This window comes from Allobaculum sp. (assembly GCF_047010065.1).
Taxonomy (GTDB): domain Bacteria; phylum Bacillota_I; class Bacilli_A; order Erysipelotrichales; family Erysipelotrichaceae; genus Allobaculum; species Allobaculum fili.
On the sequence record NZ_JBKXLD010000037.1, the window covers coordinates 1 to 20,314 of the forward strand.

Genomic DNA, 20,314 nt, shown 5'->3' on the forward strand with positions numbered 1-20,314 from the left:
GAGGGGTTCGCCGGCTGTTCTGAATCTTTTCTGAGCAGTCTGTATGCGGTTTGTGACGCACCTCAAAACCGCCGGCTGTCCAGATTTTCTCGCATTTTACGCCTTTGCTGGATCGTCTTCCGTTTTGCCGCCTTTTAAAATGGCGGAACCCGGCAGAAGCCGAAGGCCTTTGGGAAGCTTGTTGGTAATACGGCCGGCTGAGCTTTTTCCAAAGCCGTAAGGAATGCCCTGATAGCACAGCGCGCGAAAGCCGGCAGGCGCCTGAAGCGGAAGCTGCTGACCATGGTAATATGCATCCATTTCTTCGAGCGAGGTTTCCGTTTTCGTTTTCAGATGACGGGCGGCCGTTTCACTCAGATAAAAGGCGAAATCCGGTTCAAAGCGTTTGCGCAGCACGCTGCCGATTAAAACGCCCTGACGAATCACCTTTCCCTTTTTCAGATTCAGAAACGGATGATTCATCCCAAAGACCAGACTTTCGTCTTTTCGCTCGATCACGTGATAAAACGAATAGCCGCATACGCCGCGCTCATCGGCTTCTAGCTGTTCATCCAGAAAGGAAGCGGCTTCCTTAGGCAGCTTGTCTGCAGAGAGCCAGAGGCCCTTTGACCCTTTCCCCTTTTTTCGAGAGCTGCTGACTGGTTCAGCACTTTCTTCGGACTCGCCCGTTTTCATAAAGCGCGCCATAAAGTGGCCTTCCCCGCCATCCATGGGAAAGACGCGGCGAACCAGAGCGGCTTTCGAAGCATCCAGTCCATTTGTCGCAAAGCCTTCTCTTCCCCAGATCACATCGACCGGAAGAAGTTTTGCATCTTCAAACGTGGAAAGAAGCCAGGCGACATTCCCCTCGTTTTCCTCTGGCGCATACGTGCAGGTGGAATAGACGAGTTCGCCGCCAGGTTTAAGCGCCTTCCAGGCTTCTTTCAGGATGTCCTTCTGTCTGGCCGCGCAAAGCAGAACGTTTTCGATCGACCAGTCGTCCCGGGCGATTTCATGCTTTTTCATCATGCCCTCGCCCGAACACGGCGCATCGACCAGAACTTTGTCAAACAGACCTTCCGTCTGCGAGCAGATCGACGGACTGTCCATATTGGTCACACAGACGTTTTCCGCGCCCATGCGTTCCAGATTGCCAGCCAGAATCTGCGCTCGTTTCGGATCGATCTCATTGGAAACGAGAAATCCGTTCCTGCCAAGTTTCTCCGCGATCTGCGTGCTCTTGCTTCCGGGCGCGGCGCACAAATCGAGAACGGTATCGTCCGGCTGCACATTCAAAATGGAAACGGCACCGGAAGCCGACGGTTCCTGCAGGTAAATCAGCCCCTGCAAGTGTTCCGGCGTTAGTCCCGCTTTCTGATGGATGTACCAGGTATGATCCGCAAACGGCGACACCTCCGAAAGAAACGGCAGACTTTTCCGGGTGATCTGTGGATCCTGCTTGGAGGAACTGATGCGAAGTCCCTGATAAAGCGGAGTCGAAAGACTGTTCTGGTAGGCATCAAATTCGTCACCCAGTAAAGTTCGCATTCGTTTTTCATATAAGGATTCAAGCTGTTCCATAGGACGATCTCTCCTTTCCTGAAGCAATTGGACAAAAATGCGTACGGCGTAAAAACCGAATACGCGCTGTATTTGTCTTCAAGCCTTGAACAAAGTGAAATAAATCTTCGAGTTTGTCAAATAATTGTGAATTTACTCGAAATATGCGCGCTGCTCTTCCTGTCCTCATTGTATCGAGCCCATAGCTTCGTTCATTTTAAATGACTTTTTATCTTTTAAACGACAAGAAAGGCCTTCGTTTTCAGATGGCCTCCGTGTTCAGATTTCTGACAGTCTATAGATTTCCTTTAGCGGGAAAAATACTGTTCCGGCCGGACGCGGCAGGCGTATCTGGAGCACGTCGCCGGTGCGTTCCAGCCGCAGCCAAACGCAAAATCCGCCGTAGAGGAAAAGTAAGACGCGACGTCTTCAAACGAGCTTTTGATTCGAAACAGCTCGATATGGGTATGCGGACCGGTGGAATTTCCCGTATTGCCCGATTTGGCCAGAAGGTCTCCCTGACGGACCTGCTGACCGGCACGAACGTAAAGGTTCGATGAGAGGTGGGCAAAGGTAATTCCAAAAAGACCGTCTTCGGTGATCCCGATCATACAGAGCGAATTCCCCGCTCCGGCTGGATAGCCTATCCAGTTTCCCAGATACCCGCCGCTGTCTCCCACAGGGGCATTGGCGTACACAATCACGCCGTCGGTCGGCGCATAAATTGGCGTATACATATTCAAAGCCAGATCCATGCCCAGATGCATCTGCCCAGAAGGATACGCCCAGGTCCCGGCAGAGATTACGCCTTTGGCAGGCATTTGAAGGCGAAGGCTGTCGCCATGGTCTTTGAGAAATTCATCTTCATAGTCGTAAGCCGGGCAGGCTCTGGAAAATCCGCCCTCCATATTTTTTTGACTCTGGGCAGACGCAGCAGACGGCTCCAGCACAGGCTGTGCTTTCTTATGGGGAACTGCCTCGTTTTCTCTGGCGAGCGGAACAGAAGAATTTGGAAGACTCCATCCAGCCATTCCTCCAGATCCGTCGATCGGAGTCTTTAGTCTGCTCGGATCAAAGTCGTCTTTGTATTGGCGGGGAGCTTTCTCTCGGCTTTCGGTCTGGTCTGTTTGAGATGATTCGGCTGCTGGATCCGGCAGCAAAGCGGAAGATGAAGAGGACTCGAGCTGCGGCTCGTTTAAATCGCCTGCATCGTTCCGTTCACCAGAAGATGCTTCTCGCTTCGTTATAGAGACCGAATTATTCGAAATGGAAACCTGTTCGTCTAAAACAGAAGGACGCGAAGCCGGAAGCTGAATCTGACTGCCTGCCGTATGAAGCAGAGCTTCCTCTATCGCTTCTTCATGATTTTCCGGCTGCGCAGGTGCGAGGCGTTCCTGTAAAGACTGAAACAGACGATCCAGCCTGCGCAGACGGATCGTCTGCTCACGCATTTCGTTCTGGATGTTTTCCAGACGGTTCTGTTCTTCCTGTCGGCGATTGAGCGCCTGTACTTTCTTTTCGATCCGTTTCAGCCCTTCCTCATTTCGCCGCAGTTTTTCAAAAAGGTCTTCACGCAAACCGCGCAAAAGACGCAGAACCAGCTGAGAAGGCAGATCGAAATCTTCGGAAGCGAGAGAATTCTCTGCTTCTGCATTTTTTGCGGGACCCTCCGATGGATTATTCAATGGGTCCTCATCCGGATTGCCTGCAGTTTCTAATTGTTCGGAGTTCAAGGCGAAGCTTTTTTCCAGAGAAGATCCTAGGGCGGAGCAGTTTTGATCTGTCGCAAGAGATTGAGCGGCTGTCAAAAACGGCCGGCTGACCGCTTCTTTTGGCAGCCATTCTCCGCACGGACCAAGGCTGATGGCCCCAGCCATCAGAAGGCAGATTTCTTTTTTCCGAAACGCCTGCAGAAAAATCGGTCCAGATACAGGAGCTGGGTTCCGGATTTTCTGTTTTGAAACCGTCTTGGAGCGTCTGGAAAGAAAATTGTTCAGGCTGGAGTTCCTGTATCTCTTATATCTCTTAAAAATGGATCGCTTTGGATGCGACTTATGGATTCGTGTTTTCATGCCCGGTTATACGAACCGCAAACCTGCACAAAACCATTTCCGACATAAAGAAAAGGCAGCTCTCCGCAATGGAAAGCTGCCTGATGGTTTCAAAGTGGTGCCGACGATAGGACTTGAACCTACGACCTACGCGTTACGAGTGCGTTGCACTACCAGCTGTGCTACGTCGGCGCCCTGCTATTGTAGCACAGGAATTTCAGAATCAAAACGAAAATTTCAATTCCTTCCTAAAGGAACGATCTGCTCGGGACTTCTGGAGGAGCCGGGCATCAAAAAAAAGAAGGATCTCTGCGGAAACCATCCGTTTTGATCCTTCGTATTCATTCATCTCTGTATTATCTTGTCTGTTCTGTCGGCTTCTACTGACCAAGCTGGCTTTGGAGGTCGGCGATCTGGGCATCGTACTGCTGAAGAATGTCATCGGTACTCAGACCTTCTTCGGCCAGAAACTGCGCGTAATTGTCCCGGTCTGTACGCAGGGAATCGAGCTGTGCCTGAAGGGCATCCGTATTGTCTGCGGGCTGTGCAGCTGGATCAGAAGGATTTTCGCTGATCGGCTGTCCCGATACGTAGTCGTTATACACCTGAGTAAACGTTTTGCCGGTGGTGACTTTCATGGCTTCATCGATTTTGTTGCGCGCATCTTCTTCGAGCGCGTTAAAGACGTCGATTTTATCCACAATGGTGGCGCGCGTTGCTTCGTCTGCCGCGTTAAAGCCCTGGGCGAACGAAAGCAGATCCGCAAATTCCGGATTATCCACGGAAAGTGTATTGTCCTTCATTTCCGCAAGCAGATCCGTAAAGGATTTGCCGGTGTGCTTTGGATTAAGGAAGTACTCATCGATTTCCGTTTTCTTGGCCGCCGGGAGCGAGTTGTAGTCGTTTTCGAGATTGACCAGATTTCGCTTCTGGGCATCCGACATCATCGAGAATTCATCCGCATAGTTCACAAGCCGCTTGTAGGCTGCGTCCTGATCGACGCTGGCTACATGGGCCGGATCATATACGGTGACTTTCCAGGCATAAGCGCCAAAGAGAACGCCAAGCACGATGACGGCGGCAAGGATGACCTTGAATTTGGTCGTCTTATAAAACGGAACGGCTGAGGCCGGCTTTTTCGCAGCGCCTTCCTCTTTCGTATCTTTCTTAACTTCATAGCGGCTCGGCTCCAGATCTTCCCCTTTCGAAGCCTGTGCCTTTCCTTTGGAATGGCGCTTTTTGTTTGGTCTGGAAGAGGGATGCGAGCGGGCAAACTGGTTTTCTTCTTCTTCGATACTGACCTGACCGCGTTCCTTGCGCAGCTGATCGAGCGCCGAAAGCATCGTTTCTTCCGCGACACGCCGCTGTTCTTCGGACATGGTTCCTTCGAGAGACGACGTCGTTACATCGCTGTCGTCTTCGGGAAAGAGAAGATATTCTACCTGCTTATCGAGCAGTTTCTGCGTATAATCATCAATTTCATTTTGATCCTTTGGAAAGGAAGAATCCGGATTTTCGGGAGTCTGGTTTTTATTCTGTTCTGAGTCGGACATACCCATACACCTCCTGCGTTCTAACTGTAACACACAATACCGCCGGCTTCCCCCCCATCCTGCTGCACCAAAATACAAAGGCTGTCTTCCTTATCTTTTCAAAATACGAAAGGCCCTTTTGATTTACGGCCGTCTGGCAAGACGAAACTAAAGTTCGGGAAAGTCAGTTTTCTGGTAACAAAGAGCCTATATTTTACCAGCCCTTTTGGATCGTGCATGAAAAAAGTCCTGAATTCCTACATTTTCGAATCCGTTATCAAAGTCAACTTTTGTTCATTGTTTTATTCATTAAATCCATAAAATTCAGTCTTTTTCGGGCGATCCGCTCATCCGGATTTGACGGTTCGGCCGATTGGCATAAGGGAATGTTCTTTCTATAATGAAGTCAGATTTAGTGAAATTCATGATAAAGGAGCAAAGGTATGCATACCAACTATGACTGCTTTGAAGATGAACTGATCGAATCCATTGCCCAGCCGATTCTTGAGGCTCTGCTGTCCCTTCAGGACGAACTTGCAGACCCTTATGCAGAGTCAAAAATTTCGATTGTCCCCCACGATTTCCATCCCGCCGATCTGGATGCGGAGGAAGTCTTCCCCATGGATCTGCCTGCAGAGACGGACACGGAAGTTCGACAGGTCATGATCAACTGTGATTTTGACGAAAATCTTCCAGGATTATCCGATGATTTTCTCGAAAAACTGCAGGATTACTTACAGGAAAAGCTCGACGAACTGTCCATGCCCCGTGTTCTGCACTAAAGAGAAGCGATTCTGCCAGATTGTTCTTATGTCTTTAAGATTTTGCGTTCGGCGCGAATCCATGTTTTAATGTCGTCATGCGGATGTGGTGAAACTGGCAGACACTCTAGACTTAGGATCTAGTGCTTCGGCGTGCAGGTTCGAGTCCTGTCATCCGCACCATAAGAAAGCAAGCCCGTCAGATTGAATCTGTTCGGGCTTTTGTTTTGCCTGCGTGATCAATAGATCCGCAGATCTGCGCCGTTTCGTGTTTTTCAAAAAGAAAAATCCGAATTCGCCGGTCCGTACGAATGAACGAATTCGGATAGAAAGTTTCAAATCAGATTCTTCGGCCTGTCGTCTGCATTGTCCTTCGACGCTTCTGCAAACGACTTTGCGGCTTTACTCAGAACCGGCTTATTTCTGAAAGAGCGGTTTTGGTTCCAGGCACATGAGCAGAGCCATCTTGAACGGGCCGTTGACCTGAATGGCGTGGCGGCCGTTTTTGGCAAAGAGAATTTCTTCGCCGGCATGAAGAACATGCTCGACCCCTTCATAAATTACCGTGGCTTCGCCTTCGAGCCCAAAGAGCAGAGCTTCGCCAGGCGCCGCGTGCTCGGAAAGACCGGTGCCTTCGTCAAAGGACATGACGACCAGTTTCATGCCCGGTGTGAAAAATACATCCCGGTTTACAATGGATCCGTTTTTGTACGGAACCAGATCTGCGAGTTTAAAAACCTCTCCAGGTGCAAGATTAAGATTCATGGATTCAGCATCTCCCGGCGCTATTTCTATATAAATAGCGCCTTTTTCGGTTTCTGTTCCCACAGGAACATTTTTCTCGGTCCAGCAGGCGTCCTGGGCGTTCAGTCGTACAACTTCCGTTTGCGAAGTGTGAACCGTCAGATCGCCGTCCATCACCCAGATCAACTTGTTCTGACGATAGGTTTCCGGAGAAATATCCGTCTGGGCACCAAGAGAAAACACGATGGCCATCCCTTTTGCGTCTGGCAGAAGGTCGTGCGAAATGGTGCAGCCATCGATTGGCTGATCGTCTTTCAAAATGGAAAAGACAGAACCCGGTGTAATCATATGCGTTATCTCCTTTATCCCTGCAGTCGGCTATTTCATCGTCGCCGCTTTCTGGACAATTCCACCCTAGCATACCCGTATTGTTTTATCGAAACGTCCTGACCGATCCGTTTTTACGCATATGGCGCGAAAAAGAAACGAGCCGTTTCTTTGGTCCGCTCTCAAAAGAAAACGCGCTGTCCTTTCGCACGTTCTGGAAAGATAAAAAAAACACGCCAGGCGGTTAACCTGACGTGTAAATTGGCTTGGCTGGGGTACGTGGATTCGAACCACGGAAATGGCAGATTCAGAGTCTGCTGCCTTACCGCTTGGCTATACCCCAATGCGCTCATTTAAGATAATCCATATCTTGGAAGATTGCAAGGAATTCTTTTAAAAAAAGTGAAAAAAAGTTTCGGTAAATATTTTTGTTTTATTTATAGTCCTTACGCATATTCAGCAGTTTCCAGTCCATTTCAAAGCCGTTCTTCCGGCTTTCCCAACCTGCCGGTCCGGTCTGCATCCACGAGAACCGCGTTTTGCGAAAGGATAAGATCCAGCTTTTCTTTTCGGCTCCGCTGTTTCAGGTGCCATTCCCGGCTGAGGGCATCGTGCCGGCTCAAAAAGACTTCGTGATAGACCAGAAGGACCGGAAGACGGCTTCGCGTATACCGCGCGCCTTTTTTCTGGTTATGCGCCTTCAGGCGGCGAAGAAGCCGATTGGTGCTGCCCGTATAAAAGGTTCCGTCTCTGCAGCAGAGGATATAGACATACCAGAAGGGCTGGACAGCTTCCAGAACGGGATCAGGCGTTTCTATATTGCTTTGGGATGAGTCGGACTGAACCGATGAGTTCTGATCTTTTCGAACGCATTGCGCGTTTTGGTTTTTTCGTGTGGTCACAGTCCCAGTTCTCCCCTCTCCCGTTTTGAATTTTGCACAGACAGTTTCTGCCTTTTTGGATCCCGTTTCACCGATTGACGGATTCATTTACTGCCCGCAGATCTCTGCCAGTTTTTTCAGAAAGGCCGCTGTCTGTTCTTCCAGCTGGAAACGAAACAGAAATTCCTCGATCGCCTGATCCAGTTCAGAAAAAGTACGCAGCGAAAGAAAGCCGTCTTCGTTCTGTACCCAGACTTCATAGGAATCCTTATATTTCGACAGATGAACCGCATTCCTTGACCAACCCTTGGTCAAGGAATGCAGTTCGCCTTCTTCTTCGTGGATCCAGTACGCCTTCTCCTCCAGATTCAGGGCGCAAACCGCCGGTTTCAGGACGCTGTGCACAAAGGGTTTCCAATCTCTCTGCGCAGACGACTTTATCGTCTGGATCGGATCGGTATTTGAATCTTCCTTCATCTTTCTTCTTCCTTTCTTAGAACGGTTCCGCCCGCAAAAAGACTGCCGTGCCGCGTGCTTTTCATTTCTGCAAGGAGCAGTCCGGATCCATTTTGTATCCAGTCTGTCTCTCTTTGATCTTCCCGTTCAGGTATTGTTTTTCATGAATTGTTTTTCGGATTTGCGTGCTTTTCGGAACTGAAATGTATCCCGGATACGGTTTATGATCCGTTTCCAGCTTTCCTTTTATTTTTTCGTTTTTGTTTCCGGCGCAGGCGGCTGAAATACCCTCTTTGCCTGCATTTTGAAAGCTGTTTTCTGAAACATCTAGGAAAAGAAGGCAAAGCTTTTATAATAATCGCATTGTTTGTGAAATTTCCTCAGTCCAGCGCAGATCGTTTCCGGCTTTGCCTAATGCAAAATCGAGCCCGAACCGGATTTGCGAAGGCTGATCGTAACAGATCCCCAAACAGCCAGAATTTTTACTGGGTTTGGCGGAATCTTGAGGAGAGATAAGAAAATGAAAAAACAAGGTCTTGGTACCATTGCGGTACAGGGCGGCTATACTCCGGGAAACGGCGAACCCCGTCAGATTCCTATTGTACAGTCGACAACGTTCAAATACGCAAACGGCGATGAAATGGGCGCGCTTTTCAACCTCGAAGCTGAAGGCTACTTTTACACACGGCTTCAAAACCCGACCAACGACTCGGTAGCGGCCAAAATCTGTGCCCTCGAAGGCGGCAGTGCAGCGATGCTCACGTCCAGCGGTCAGGCGGCCAACTTCTTTGCGATCTTTAATATCGCCAACTGCGGCGATCATGTCGTCTGCTCCACATCCATTTATGGCGGAACGTACAACCTCTTCAATGTCACCATGCGCAAGATGGGCATTGACTTCACCTTTGTGGATCCGGACGCTTCCCCCGAAGAGCTGGATGCGGCGTTCCGTCCCAATACGAAAGCTGTCTTTGGCGAAACGATCGCCAATCCGGCGCTCACCGTTCTGGACATTGAAAAGTTCGCGGATGCGGCCCACCGTCATGGGGTGCCGCTGATTGTGGACAATACGTTCCCGACTCCGATTCACTGCCGCCCGTTTGAATGGGGCGCGGATATCGTCACCCATTCCACGACAAAATACATGGACGGACATGGTGCTGCCGTCGGCGGTGCAATCGTCGATTCCGGAAAATTCGACTGGACGGCGCATGCCGAGAAATATCCGGGACTGACCACGCCGGATGAATCCTACCATGGCATTACCTATACCGAACGCTTCGGTCTGGAAGGTGCCTATATCACCAAGGCCACCGCGCAGCTCATGCGGGACTTTGGAGCCATCCAGTCGCCACAGCACGCGTTCTACTTGAACCTGGGTCTGGAAAGCCTGCATCTTCGCATGAAACAGCACGCGATAAACGGCCAGGCGGTGGCGGAATTCCTGGAAAAGCATCCAGCCGTCAAGAGCGTTGAATACGCAGGGCTTCCTTCTTCCAAATACCATGCGCTCGCTCAGAAGTATCTTCCGGAGGGCGGATGCGGCGTTGTCTCCTTCCGTCTGAAGGGCGGTCGCGAAGCCGCACAGAAATTCATGGAAAACCTGAAGATCGCTGCTATTGAAACGCACGTAGCCGATGCCCGCTCCTGCGTTCTTCATCCGGCCAGCACCACGCATCGTCAGCTGACCGATGCGGAACTGGAGGCAGCCGGCGTATACAGCGATCTGATCCGCTTCTCCTGCGGCATTGAAGATACGCAGGATCTGCTAGACGACATTGCACAGGCGCTCGAGGCGACAGAAGCATAGTTTTCCTTTCCATTCGCTTTTATTCCCGTTTTGATTTTGATGTTCTGAACTTTTCCCGGATCGGCAGCTGCTGTCCTTACAGATAGGAACTGGGTTCTATCGTGCCGTCTCGTTTCTGTCTGAGGCCGCTTCTTCTGCCCGATCCGGTTTTCTTCCCTTTTGTATTTTGCAGCGCATTTCTCTATCGCCGTTTCGATATCATTTTTCTGTACCGTTTTGCAGAACCAGATCGCATCCTGGCGGACTTTATGTTTCCGGCTCTGGATTTTGTTCTGCCTCTGGCTTTTGGGTCCGGTCTCTTTTTGCGCAAAGGAGCACCATTAGAATCTGGACCTGACTTTGTACTTTTAGAAAGGAAGTCTGATTGTATGCCGATTAAAATTCCTGAACAGCTGCCGGCGACCAAAACGCTGGTCGATGAAAACATCTTTGTGATGACCGAAACCCGGGCGACCAGCCAGGACATCCGCCCGCTTCATATTCTTCTGCTGAATCTGATGCCGACCAAAATTGAAACGGAGACGCAGCTGGCCCGCGTGCTGGGCAATACGCCTCTGCAGATCGAACTGGATCTGCTGCAGACCTCTTCGTATGAGCCGTCTCATATTTCTTCTTCGCACATGCAGGCGTTTTATAAAACCTTTGATCAGATCAAGGATAAATACTACGACGGCTTTGTGATTACCGGAGCGCCGCTCGAGCATCTGGACTATGAAGAAGTCGACTACTGGAACGAACTTTGCAAAATTATGGACTGGTCGCTGACGCACGTCTTCTCCACCCTGCATATTTGCTGGGGCGCGTTTGCGGGGCTGTACTATCACTATGGCATCGGCAATGTGAAGCTTCCGGAAAAGCTGTTTGGCGTCTTTGAACATCACGTCGATCGTCCAAGTTCAATTCTGTTTCGCGGTTTTGATGACGTGTTCATGGTTCCCCATTCGCGCGGCATTGGTCTGCGCGAAGATCAGGTGCTCGCCTGCGACAAACTGAAAGTTCTCGCTTCTTCCGACAAAGCCGGTCTGTACTGTCTTTCTACAGAAGGGGGACGCCAGATTTTCGTAACCGGACACAGCGAATACGATCCGCGTACGCTCGAAAAGGAATACCGGCGCGATGTCAACGCAGGCGTTCCCATTCACGTTCCGGACAACTACTATCCTGGCGATGATCCGTCCAAGGATCCCGTCGTTCGCTGGCGTTCTTCCGGCAACCTGTTCTTTGCCAACTGGATCAACTACATCGTCTACCAGACGACACCTTACGATCTCGATCAGCTGCAGATCGTCAAGGAATTCATCAAAAACAAAAGCGCTCAGGATCATACGGCAGAGAAATAGTCAGCCGGCTCTCTGAGTGATCCATACGAAAACAAATCCTTCACCTCTCGCCTTCTTCTGAACAGTGCGCAGGACAGGTTTCTGTTTTCCATTGGTTTGATTTTTGCGGCTTTTGTATAAAATCTGTACCTTTTCTGAATTTCGAAAAAATGTCTGTCCATTTGCGGGCAGACATTTTTTCTCTGCAATCCATTCGAATTCGTTCGGGGAATCTGCAAGCCTTATCATAATTCATAATGAAGCGGCTATAATGGTAGACAAAACCCGGCGTTCAAGCCGGCAAGGAGAGTACCAATGTTATTAGAAGGAAAATGCGCGGTGGTGACCGGTGCCTCGAGCGGCATGGGCAAAGCCATCGTCGAACGTTTCGTGAAGGAAGGCGCAAATGTCGCAGCGGTTGCCCGTCGTAAGGAACGCCTCGAAGCGCTCAAGGAATCGCTGAGCGACGCGCCAGGAAAAGTCGAAATCTTCGCAGCGGACGTATCCGTCGCAGAAAACAATGACGCCATGATTGATTTCTGTCTGGAAACGTTCGGCGGCTTCGATATTCTGATCAACAATGCGGGCGTCATGGACGACATGGCCGGCGTAGCCGATGCGACCGATGAAAAATTCGATCACGTCATGAAAGTCAACGTATTCGGCCCGATGTGCGCCATGCGCAAGGCTGTCAGAGTCTTCAAGGAAAAAGGAACCAAAGGCTCCATCGTCAATGTCGCTTCGGTCGGCGGCATGCGAAATGTAGCCGGCGTGATCTACTGCGCCTCCAAAGCTGCCCTCATTTCCATGACCAAGAACACGTCCTTCATGTACTGGGCAGACGGCATTCGCTGCAACGCCATCGCTCCAGGCGGAATCGCCACGGAAATCAGCACTTCCATGGGCATGCCGAACATGGACGGCTATGGAAAAGTATCGAAAATGCTGGCAATGTCTCCAGAACCCGGAGCCCCGGAAGAAATCGCCAACGCAGCGCTCTTCCTCGCTTCCGATCAGTCTTCCTACGTTTCCGGCGACGTGCTCGTCGTCGACGGCGGCTGGATTTCCTAAGCCTTGTACGCGGGTCAAAAGGCAAAATCAAAAAGAATTCTCACTGGATAACCGATCGAATCCCGACCGAGGCCATGCCAGGCACGGCACGTGGACAGACCGATTTCCTTTCCAGACAAAAGCGCCCGATCTCTTCGATCGGACGCTTTCTTGTTCATGATTTGATATGGAAAAGATGCGTTTCTCCTGAATCCGGCAGGAAAGCACCAGAACGATCTTTGAACAAACGAGCCGATCCCCTTGAGACAGGAAAACCAGATCCGCAAAAGAAGACGGATGTCTGCCGATATCTTCTTTCTTTGCGGATCAGCTCATCTCTTCAAGAGCGGACATCTTCTCTTCCCATTCCTTCGTATAGGCCGCAATCTCGTTATGCTTATCGTCAATCCGGCCATCGAGTTCTTCCATCTTGCGATAGTCCTGATAATATTCCGGATCGTAGCGAAGCTCACGCAGCTCTTCCAGCTCAGCTTCGGCTTTTTCCAGCATGGCTTCGAGTTTGGTCACGCGATTGGAAAGGGTGTTTTTCTCCTGACGCAGCTGCGCAGCCGTTTTGGGAGCGGGCGCTGCAGCCGGCGTACGGCCGCGGCGCGAAGAGGCCGGGACTTCAGCTGTTTTGAGGGAATCGAGCGTTCCCTCTTTTTTCTTTTGCGCGTATTCGGTATACGAGCAGTCATAAAGATGACTGTCCTCGCCGATTTCAAGAACCTTATCGGCCATTTTGGACAGGAACATACGGTCGTGGGAAACGAACAGCAGCGTGCCGTCATAGTTTTTAAGCGCGGCTTCGAGAGCTTCTTTGGCTGGAATATCGAGATGGTTGGTCGGTTCGTCAAGAATCAGAAGGTTATCGTGATTCATCATCAGACGGGCGAGCGAGAGACAGACTTTTTCGCCTCCGGACAGATCGTTCACTTCCTTGAACACCTCATCCTGGGTAAACAGGAACGCAGCCAGTACGGAACGGATCTGCGTCTGGCTTGCTTCTGGCTGATCGTCCCAGAGCGTATCGATTACGGTCTTGCTGGAATGCATGGCGGCAGTTTCCTGATCAAAGTAGCCGATATTGATCTGATGGCCGAACGCAAACTGACCGCCTAAAGGCGGGATCTTTCCAATCAGCGTTTTTAGCAAGGTCGACTTGCCGATGCCGTTCGGGCCGACAATGCCGATGCGGTTCTGACGGAACAGTTCAAAGCTCACCGTTGAAAGCGGATGGTCATAGCCAAACGTCAGGCCTTCTGCTTCCAGAACCCGGTTTCCGCCTTTGCGTTCGCTGGAAAACTCCGCTTTGATCCGCGATTTGTCCGCGGTCGTATCGTCGAGCTTTTCCATACGGTCGAGATATTTGATTTTGGACTGGGCAAACGCAGCCTTGGATCGCTTGTAGCGAAATTTTTCAATCAGAGCTTCCAGACGGGCAATTTCTTCCTGCTGACGGACGTAGGCGTCGTGGTTTTTCTTAATCCACTCTTCCTTGGCTTTGACGTAGTGAGAATAGCTGCCTGGAAAGCGCATCGTTTTTCCGCGGTCAATTTCGACAATTTCATCGCACACATGGTCGAGAAACATACGGTCATGGCTGACGAGAATGACGGCGCTTGGATAGCGGCTGATATAGCTTTCGAGCCATTCAATCGAATCCAGATCGAGATGGTTGGTCGGCTCGTCGAGCAGCAGAACGTCCGGCTTTTCCAGCAGCAGCTTTACGAGCGCGATGCGGGTCTGCTGACCGGAAGAAAACTCATTGATTTTTTTGGAAAGATCGCTTTCTTCAAAACCAAAATGGAAGAAGACGCTGCGCATTTCGTGTTCGTAGTCGTAGCCGCCCAGCGATTCAAAACGGGTCTGAAGCCGGTCGTATTTTTCCAGCTGCTTTTCGCTGGAATCTTCCGCGAGCACTTCCGCCTGCCGCGCCAGTTCCGCTTCGACTTTGCGCAGTTCAAAGAAGACGTCTTCGAGCGCTTCTAAAACGGTCTGATTTTTATCTTCAAAGACGGTCTGGGACAGTGAACCGATCCGGACCGCGTTGGGGACAATTCTTTCGCCGCGATCAAAATCTTCTTTTCCGCTGATGATGTTGAGGAGCGTTGTTTTTCCGCATCCGTTACGCCCGACCAGACCGATTTTTTCGGTGCCTTTGACCTGCAGACTTGCATTGGACAGAACGTCCTGGGCGCCATAGGACTTATATAAATTGGATACCTGCAGTTTCATGGGATTTCCTTTCTGTATCGTTTTTCTGCCGATTCCATAACGCATTGAAAACGAGATGTATCGTTTTTCGCATGGAAACGACGGATATGGGAGTAGCCGTACTTCGGCTTTTTCGTTTCGTAGAAAAAGGATCCTCCTCTTGGCCGATTTCACTATGAAAGCCGGCGGATTCAGGATCCTGTTTTTTTCCTGCTTATTTTACTCGGAAGGAGTGTCTTCGGGCGAGTCAGAAGACGCAGCCGCCGCACTTTGCGAAGCGGTTGTCTGGGAATGGCTTTCCTCCTCATGGGAAATGGAATTTTCGTCAAGCGTAATCGAATAGCCGCAGGCATTGAGAATGCCCTGCGCGATTCCGCGGGCCAGCGTATCTTCGTTTTCCAGAAAATACGTTCTGGATGCTTCATTCTGACTGGACGCGTAGCAGAACACCAGCGAGTTCATTCCATACGATTGGGAGAACATCTCATTGGCTTTCCACTGCTCGCTCTGGCCAGCGCTCGTCAGACGGCCGCCGGTTTCGCGCAGTGCCGGAAACAGCGAATACGGTTCGAGCTCATACGCCTCGTCCACAGTGAGCTGGTCGTACGTATTTCCAATATTCAGCTGGGAAGAGACTACGGGCGTGCTCAGCAAAATTCCATCGCTCAAAAGCGCGCTGGAAATCGAATTGCCCAGAACGCCGTTGGTAAATGGCGAACTGATCATATAGGGATAGGGCTGCTCGGCATCGCTAATCGTCAGCGACAAAAAGATTTTTGCCTGCGAAGAGTAGCCGATCCCTGCGCGGGAGTTTTCTCCTGCGTAGCCTTTGAGTTCTTCCTTATCACGGGAGAACGTGACGCGAAGCCCGGCGCTTTCGAGATATCTGGCAATACGCTGAGCGAATTCCCAGCTGTGCTCGCTCTCGTCAAAGCTGCCCTCACTGTACCATTCGAGAGGCATGCCGTTTGGATCGACCAGATAGCCGGAAGGGTCGATGACCACATCGGTCACTTTCACAATCGGCAGCGATTCCGTTACCGTCAGAAAGATGTAGTTTTCATCGGTGTCGATGCTAAACTTGTCGAGATAGTCTTTCGAAGCATCCACCTGCACGCTGGAGACTTTCTTGTCGTTTCGCATCGTAATCAGCGGAGAGGAGTGCATTTCCTCATCGCTGTAGGCTCTTGCGTACGTATAGCCGTTAGTCAGATACACTTCGTAAACGCCGGCGGGCAGGTTCTGCAAGTCGATTCCACTATCTCCGCCGCCGGTAAAGGTCGTCGTAATTTCTTCTCCGGTTTTAATATTGACCAGCTTGACGTTGCGTCCAAAATAGCCGTCGGTTTCCAGAGGAGAATACGTCTGATCGTAAAACACAAGGGACGTACCGTAAACCGTGTAGTCGCCCACACGCGTTTTATCCGCATAGCTTTCCTGCGGTTTGGAGTTGAGATCCGAGAGGGTAAGGGAGTCCAGATAGGTAAGCGAAAGCCGTTCTGCAACCGAAGGCTGACGCATAAAGAGAAGGCTGATGCAAAGGACGATAACTAAAACCGCAACCGTGAGTGCAATCTTTCCTTTTCGAGTCAGCCTGCGTTTTCTTTTTCTGTTTTTGCCCGTGTTCTTCGCAGAAACAGGCTTTTTTGTATTCTTAGGCGAATTGGGAGTCATCATGGTCAAAGCGTAACAAAAAACCGCTTAAACAGAAACAGCTTATAAAACGCATTCACACAGGGCTCTCAATTTGTCGTCTCCCGCAAACCTCCTGCCCCATCCGTTTTTTCAAAAAAGGCATTGAAAAAGAAGGGCCGCCACAACCCTTCTTTTTCAATTACGTAGAGAGTTAAAAGAGGAAATATGGAAGGGATTGATCAGCCGCTGCGCTGACCCAACGTTATGTCTCTTCCCGAATTCAATATATCAACTGACGCAAGTCAGACGCTTTCCAATGCCCATTTTTATTAAGACGGTATTAAGGTGCAGCATTTGTCATTTCACGAGCGGATTTCGCCTTCCCTCGGTCTTGTTTTTGTGGGATCGCATACGCTCCGAAACCGCAGAAAGCAGGGAGTGCACAGCCTCAGCGACAGAAGAAATCCACTCCGCGTCGTCCAGTCAAAGAAGAAAGGAACGATCAGGAAACAGCACCTCCAGAACACAGGTTATTCAAACCGGACGATTTCTTACCCTCTATGCCGAATTAAAACCAAAAAAGAATTTTCAGACAAAAAATGCCGCGCAAAAAGAGATCCCAGTCCCGCCCAGCTTCCAAACAGCAGGCGTTAGGCAGAAGCTCTTCTATCGGCGATCTCGGTTCGCGCAGAATCCGGCCTTCCGGTTTCTCATACATCCGCATATGAAAAGTACCGGTCGGGCAAACCGGTACTTTTCGGTATTGAAAATTATGAAAAGAGAAGAAAGGAAATAAGAAGTCCTGAATTGTATTCAGCTTCTTTGACCAGAGGCTTTCTCTGACCACGATCAGTATCCGATCCTTACCTAAAATGAGAGTTAAAAGAGAATTTCTTTTCATCAGACACAGAAACACCCGGATGGGCGGTCCGGGTGTTCTGTGTAAATTATTGAGAAAAAGAAAGGAAAAAAATTATGATTGAAAAAATTATTATTATTGGAAATCTGCTGCTTTGATTTCCACGGTCTTATCTTAACGTCTATTTTTAGAATATTTCAATTAACGCTTGACTTTTTATCCGCCCCTGATGTCTTGAACAAGCTTCACGAGAATAAAGGCAATTTGCCTCTGAAATGAAAGCTGTTTCGATTTTTTATGCGTAAATGGAATACATAGTCTTTCGACCGCCTCCTCATTTTCTTTCGATCCAGGACGTCCCGTTACACCGCACCGTCCCGTTATTTCCGTCCTCCAAAACGGTTTTCTGATTGAGCTTACGGAAATGACCAATGCATTTTGTGCCCACAAAAAAATCCTCTGCACGGGCGAATGAGCAGAGGATCATGCGTCCTGGGCAAGGAACGCATTTTTGGAAGCTGGGCTGCTTCCGAATGATAAGAGAAAAGAAAGGAAAAAATGATTATGATTTCAGGAAATCTGCTGCTTGATTTCCTTGATTTCAGGATACCGTTTTTTCTGGAAAGATGTATTCTGACGCCCGCAATTTCTTTATAGCTTCTTAATGCCATTTTGCATTCGTTAATTCAGCCTTGATCTGTTCCAAATCCGTACGGCGATACTTCTTTTCACCAATAGAAACCGCCGGTCGCGCCATATCACCAGCTGCTTCCAGTCCCCTGTCCGGGAAAAAGCATTGTCGACTGTCTGCCAAGGCAGTACCCAAAAGAAAAGAGAGCCTGAGGCGTTCTATCGCCGTTTCATCGGTTCTGTCCAGCTTCTGTATACGGGGATGCCTGCATATACCATTTATTCCGCGCATCCTTGTTTCCTGCTTTCTCTTCCGCATCTTGTAAAAGAAAAGAGCCGCTACCGGCTCTTTCTTCTTAGTTTAGAGATGCTCGCCGGGCCCAACTCCCCCCGGTTCTCTTTTGACCATACAGGTGTGTGGCTGCTGGGTAGATTCACCACCTCGAGTATCTCTGAAAAATTATATCCTCCAAAAATTGTAAAGTTCTATTTCACCAGAATTGTTAAGTTTTTATTTGACTTCGATCACCCTGTTTAACAGATTCTTTACTTCCTAAAGTAAATATATTATTTCCAATATGTTAATTTCATGAGCATATTTTTTAGCGTTGCTGGGGTACTGATCCTGACGGACGGATACTCATTGCTGGTTGTGTGCTGGTTACGGAGAATTTTTCATGCATTCTGCGGATATGTTTTAACTGCATTCGAATTATCGCAGAGCAACAGTGGATTTTTCCTGTTCCCGCTTTATGTAAAGTAATTTAAAAGAAAAAGGCCGTCTCCGGGGCGAATCGGGACGACCTTTTCTAAAAAGAGAAAAAAGAAAGGAAATTGTATTATTCAGGAAATCTGCTGCTGATTTCCATGGCTGTATACTACCCCATCCATTGGTCTCTGTCTTCTGAGAAGACCTGTTTTTCTTAATTATTTCTTTACAACCGCTTTCACAGTTTCGTCGCTGGTTTTGAAAGCGGTTGTTGTTTTAAGCAGTAAGAATTGGAATGAATTAAGGCAGAACGGGATGTACGTATCCGATCAGCGGATTGGCGCAGGATACGGAATAAACCGCTGTAGTGTATCCGTTCCAGCCGCCGTGTACAGCCTGTCCGTTGCCGATGTAGATTGCTACATGGCCCTGGTACACACAGATATCGCCAGGAACGGGGTTGTTCGTCAGCGGGCCAAGAGAAAGATAGGCTTCTGGAGCGCCGTGGAAGTTGATGCCGACCGTTTTAAGCGAATTGGTCACCAGCATGGTGCAGTCCTGATTCACGCCGATCTGCGCAAGGGCTGCCTGTGCGATTTTGTCGTAGCCGCTCAGATCTTCCTTTCCTTTGCCGTTCTCGTCATAGACGTAGCCGTCTTTGGTTACGGACATTTCTTTCTGTCCGTTTTCATCGAAACTGTAGCGAACGCCGTCCACATCGCGGGTCTGGCCTTTGACGATGGATCCGTCGGCATCCAGGTAGTATTCCTTGCCTTCGTAGTCGGTCCAGCCTGTCTGCGTATTGCCGTTTTCATCGAGCAGATAGGTCTTGCCGTCCTTTTCAATTTCAGCGGCTTCTTCTACCTTGCGGCCGGTCGTTTCATCATAGTAGACGGTTTTGCCTTCTTCTTTGACAAAGCCGGTTACTTTCTGACCGTTCTCATCAAAGAGATAGTTGCCGTCTTTTGTATTCAGCTTTCCCGAAGCGAGAAGACCAAACTGATCGTAGTAAACGGTTTTTCCTTTTTCTACGACTTCGCCGGTTTTCTTTTCGAGAAGACTGGTTGTTTTATTTTTAATCGTTGACTGATTTCGATCGATTCCATTAAAGAAATTGGACGAAACCGACATGGCTTCTTTTCCAAGTGATTGATTTGCGGGTTCAGCAGCAAATACGGACACTGATGGAATACCGCAGGCTACTGCCATTGCTAAAGTCATCGCGGCATGTCTTGCCAGAAACTTATTTTTCATAGTTGGTCCTCCTTGCGTTTGCCCAAAGAGAGTACCAATTATCCAAAACGGAAGCAAAATGACCAGAATAATTTCTTAAATATTTCCAAACAATCCGATTCGTATAAAAAGCGATGGGCCCTTTAAGTAAAGGGTCTTCACGCAGAATGTGGAAAAGTGTGTGTGAATCACGAAAATTGTAAAAAAAATGAGTGTTCATTATACATATACATTTTTAAAGAAATTTGGAATTCTCATAAACAAAAAGAAATCGCTTACTTTGTCAAAAATCCGATACCTATCGTTAAATGAACATTAAAGCGGCTTTCAGAAACGCCTTGACGACTTTGCAAAAAATGAGGCGTTCAAAATTCTGTTCTCGTTATGCATACATCCCCTGTCCTTTGGGGCGCTTCTTCCAAGCCGCTATCCGCCGGAATGTATTTCCTGTTTCTGCGCGGGATGAAGCTCTGTGAATGGAATTTGGCACGCTTCATAATGATTTACAGTAAGTGTCAAACAATCGACGGGTATACGCGAGACTGAATATTAGATACGCTA

The 20,314-nt window shown here is 49.2% G+C and carries 14 protein-coding genes and 3 tRNA genes; 5 read left to right on the forward strand and 12 right to left on the reverse strand.

Annotated features, from left to right (window positions below; all coding sequences use genetic code 11):
- Positions 1-96 precede the first annotated feature (96 nt).
- The 4 genes from ACLUYS_RS04805 to ACLUYS_RS04820 all read right to left on the reverse strand — a co-directional run bounded on the left by ACLUYS_RS04805 (position 97) and on the right by ACLUYS_RS04820 (position 5,143).
- A complete protein-coding gene (locus ACLUYS_RS04805; protein ID WP_412659276.1) occupies positions 97-1,560 on the reverse strand; it encodes a methyltransferase RsmF C-terminal domain-like protein in 1,464 nt (487 codons plus the stop codon).
- Positions 1,561-1,847: 287 nt separating this feature from the next.
- On the reverse strand, positions 1,848-3,224 hold the full coding sequence (locus tag ACLUYS_RS04810; RefSeq protein WP_230266796.1) for a M23 family metallopeptidase: 1,377 nt from the start codon (positions 3,222-3,224) through the stop codon (positions 1,848-1,850).
- A 482-nt stretch (positions 3,225-3,706) separates the two neighbouring features.
- Positions 3,707-3,782, reverse strand: a tRNA-Thr gene (locus tag ACLUYS_RS04815).
- Positions 3,783-3,970: 188 nt separating this feature from the next.
- Positions 3,971-5,143 carry a hypothetical protein gene (locus tag ACLUYS_RS04820; RefSeq protein WP_230266797.1) on the reverse strand — a complete coding sequence of 391 codons (1,173 nt, stop codon included), beginning with the start codon at positions 5,141-5,143 and terminating at the stop codon, positions 3,971-3,973.
- Positions 5,144-5,565: 422 nt separating this feature from the next.
- Between ACLUYS_RS04820 and ACLUYS_RS04825 the strand changes: the two genes are divergently transcribed.
- A complete protein-coding gene (locus tag ACLUYS_RS04825) occupies positions 5,566-5,904 on the forward strand; it encodes a hypothetical protein (RefSeq protein WP_230266798.1) in 339 nt (112 codons plus the stop codon).
- A 79-nt stretch (positions 5,905-5,983) separates the two neighbouring features.
- Positions 5,984-6,066, forward strand: a tRNA-Leu gene (locus ACLUYS_RS04830).
- Between the two features lie 234 nt (positions 6,067-6,300).
- On the opposite strand, the gene ACLUYS_RS04835 is transcribed toward ACLUYS_RS04830, so the two are convergent.
- The 4 genes from ACLUYS_RS04835 to ACLUYS_RS04850 all read right to left on the reverse strand — a co-directional run bounded on the left by ACLUYS_RS04835 (position 6,301) and on the right by ACLUYS_RS04850 (position 8,312).
- Positions 6,301-6,975 carry a cupin domain-containing protein gene (locus ACLUYS_RS04835; RefSeq protein ID WP_230266799.1) on the reverse strand — a complete coding sequence of 225 codons (675 nt, stop codon included), beginning with the start codon at positions 6,973-6,975 and terminating at the stop codon, positions 6,301-6,303.
- Between the two features lie 246 nt (positions 6,976-7,221).
- Positions 7,222-7,297 (reverse strand) — tRNA-Gln (locus tag ACLUYS_RS04840).
- A 133-nt stretch (positions 7,298-7,430) separates the two neighbouring features.
- On the reverse strand, positions 7,431-7,943 hold the full coding sequence (locus tag ACLUYS_RS04845; protein WP_412659277.1) for a GIY-YIG nuclease family protein: 513 nt from the start codon (positions 7,941-7,943) through the stop codon (positions 7,431-7,433).
- Entirely contained in the window at positions 7,944-8,312 is a 369-nt protein-coding gene (locus tag ACLUYS_RS04850; RefSeq protein WP_412659278.1) for a hypothetical protein, read from the reverse strand.
- A gap of 499 nt (positions 8,313-8,811) precedes the next feature.
- Between ACLUYS_RS04850 and ACLUYS_RS04855 the strand changes: the two genes are divergently transcribed.
- From ACLUYS_RS04855 to ACLUYS_RS04865, 3 genes are all read left to right on the forward strand, one after another.
- A complete protein-coding gene (locus tag ACLUYS_RS04855) occupies positions 8,812-10,101 on the forward strand; it encodes an O-acetylhomoserine aminocarboxypropyltransferase/cysteine synthase family protein (protein WP_230266802.1) in 1,290 nt (429 codons plus the stop codon).
- Between the two features lie 368 nt (positions 10,102-10,469).
- Positions 10,470-11,441, forward strand: coding sequence for a homoserine O-acetyltransferase MetA (metA, locus tag ACLUYS_RS04860; protein ID WP_412659279.1), 972 nt, complete (start codon positions 10,470-10,472; stop codon positions 11,439-11,441).
- A 294-nt stretch (positions 11,442-11,735) separates the two neighbouring features.
- On the forward strand, positions 11,736-12,491 hold the full coding sequence (locus tag ACLUYS_RS04865) for an SDR family NAD(P)-dependent oxidoreductase (RefSeq protein ID WP_230268498.1): 756 nt from the start codon (positions 11,736-11,738) through the stop codon (positions 12,489-12,491).
- 306 nt (positions 12,492-12,797) lie between these two features.
- Here the strand turns inward: ACLUYS_RS04865 and abc-f are convergent, their stop codons facing one another.
- From abc-f to ACLUYS_RS04885, 4 genes are all read right to left on the reverse strand, one after another.
- On the reverse strand, positions 12,798-14,708 hold the full coding sequence (gene abc-f, locus ACLUYS_RS04870) for a ribosomal protection-like ABC-F family protein (protein WP_412659280.1): 1,911 nt from the start codon (positions 14,706-14,708) through the stop codon (positions 12,798-12,800).
- A gap of 198 nt (positions 14,709-14,906) precedes the next feature.
- Positions 14,907-16,208, reverse strand: coding sequence for a hypothetical protein (locus ACLUYS_RS04875; RefSeq protein WP_412659281.1), 1,302 nt, complete (start codon positions 16,206-16,208; stop codon positions 14,907-14,909).
- A gap of 1,634 nt (positions 16,209-17,842) precedes the next feature.
- Complete coding sequence (locus tag ACLUYS_RS04880; RefSeq protein ID WP_288340564.1) at positions 17,843-18,103, reverse strand: hypothetical protein; 261 nt, start codon at positions 18,101-18,103, stop codon at positions 17,843-17,845.
- 717 nt (positions 18,104-18,820) lie between these two features.
- Entirely contained in the window at positions 18,821-19,774 is a 954-nt protein-coding gene (locus ACLUYS_RS04885) for an NlpC/P60 family protein (protein ID WP_230268470.1), read from the reverse strand.
- Positions 19,775-20,314: the final 540 nt, after the last annotated feature.

Coding starts and splice junctions, on each gene's coding strand:
- ACLUYS_RS04805 (WP_412659276.1), bottom strand. CDS start 1,560: ATGGAACAGCTTGAATCCTTATATGAAAAACGAATGCGAACTTTACTG.
- ACLUYS_RS04820 (WP_230266797.1), bottom strand. CDS start 5,143: ATGTCCGACTCAGAACAGAATAAAAACCAGACTCCCGAAAATCCGGAT.
- ACLUYS_RS04825 (WP_230266798.1), top strand. CDS start 5,566: ATGCATACCAACTATGACTGCTTTGAAGATGAACTGATCGAATCCATT.
- ACLUYS_RS04835 (WP_230266799.1), bottom strand. CDS start 6,975: ATGATTACACCGGGTTCTGTCTTTTCCATTTTGAAAGACGATCAGCCA.
- ACLUYS_RS04845 (WP_412659277.1), bottom strand. CDS start 7,943: ATGAATCCGTCAATCGGTGAAACGGGATCCAAAAAGGCAGAAACTGTC.
- ACLUYS_RS04850 (WP_412659278.1), bottom strand. CDS start 8,312: ATGAAGGAAGATTCAAATACCGATCCGATCCAGACGATAAAGTCGTCT.
- ACLUYS_RS04855 (WP_230266802.1), top strand. CDS start 8,812: ATGAAAAAACAAGGTCTTGGTACCATTGCGGTACAGGGCGGCTATACT.
- metA (WP_412659279.1), top strand. CDS start 10,470: ATGCCGATTAAAATTCCTGAACAGCTGCCGGCGACCAAAACGCTGGTC.
- ACLUYS_RS04865 (WP_230268498.1), top strand. CDS start 11,736: ATGTTATTAGAAGGAAAATGCGCGGTGGTGACCGGTGCCTCGAGCGGC.
- abc-f (WP_412659280.1), bottom strand. CDS start 14,708: ATGAAACTGCAGGTATCCAATTTATATAAGTCCTATGGCGCCCAGGAC.
- ACLUYS_RS04875 (WP_412659281.1), bottom strand. CDS start 16,208: ATGCGTCAGCCTTCGGTTGCAGAACGGCTTTCGCTTACCTATCTGGAC.
- ACLUYS_RS04880 (WP_288340564.1), bottom strand. CDS start 18,103: ATGCGCGGAATAAATGGTATATGCAGGCATCCCCGTATACAGAAGCTG.
- ACLUYS_RS04885 (WP_230268470.1), bottom strand. CDS start 19,774: ATGAAAAATAAGTTTCTGGCAAGACATGCCGCGATGACTTTAGCAATG.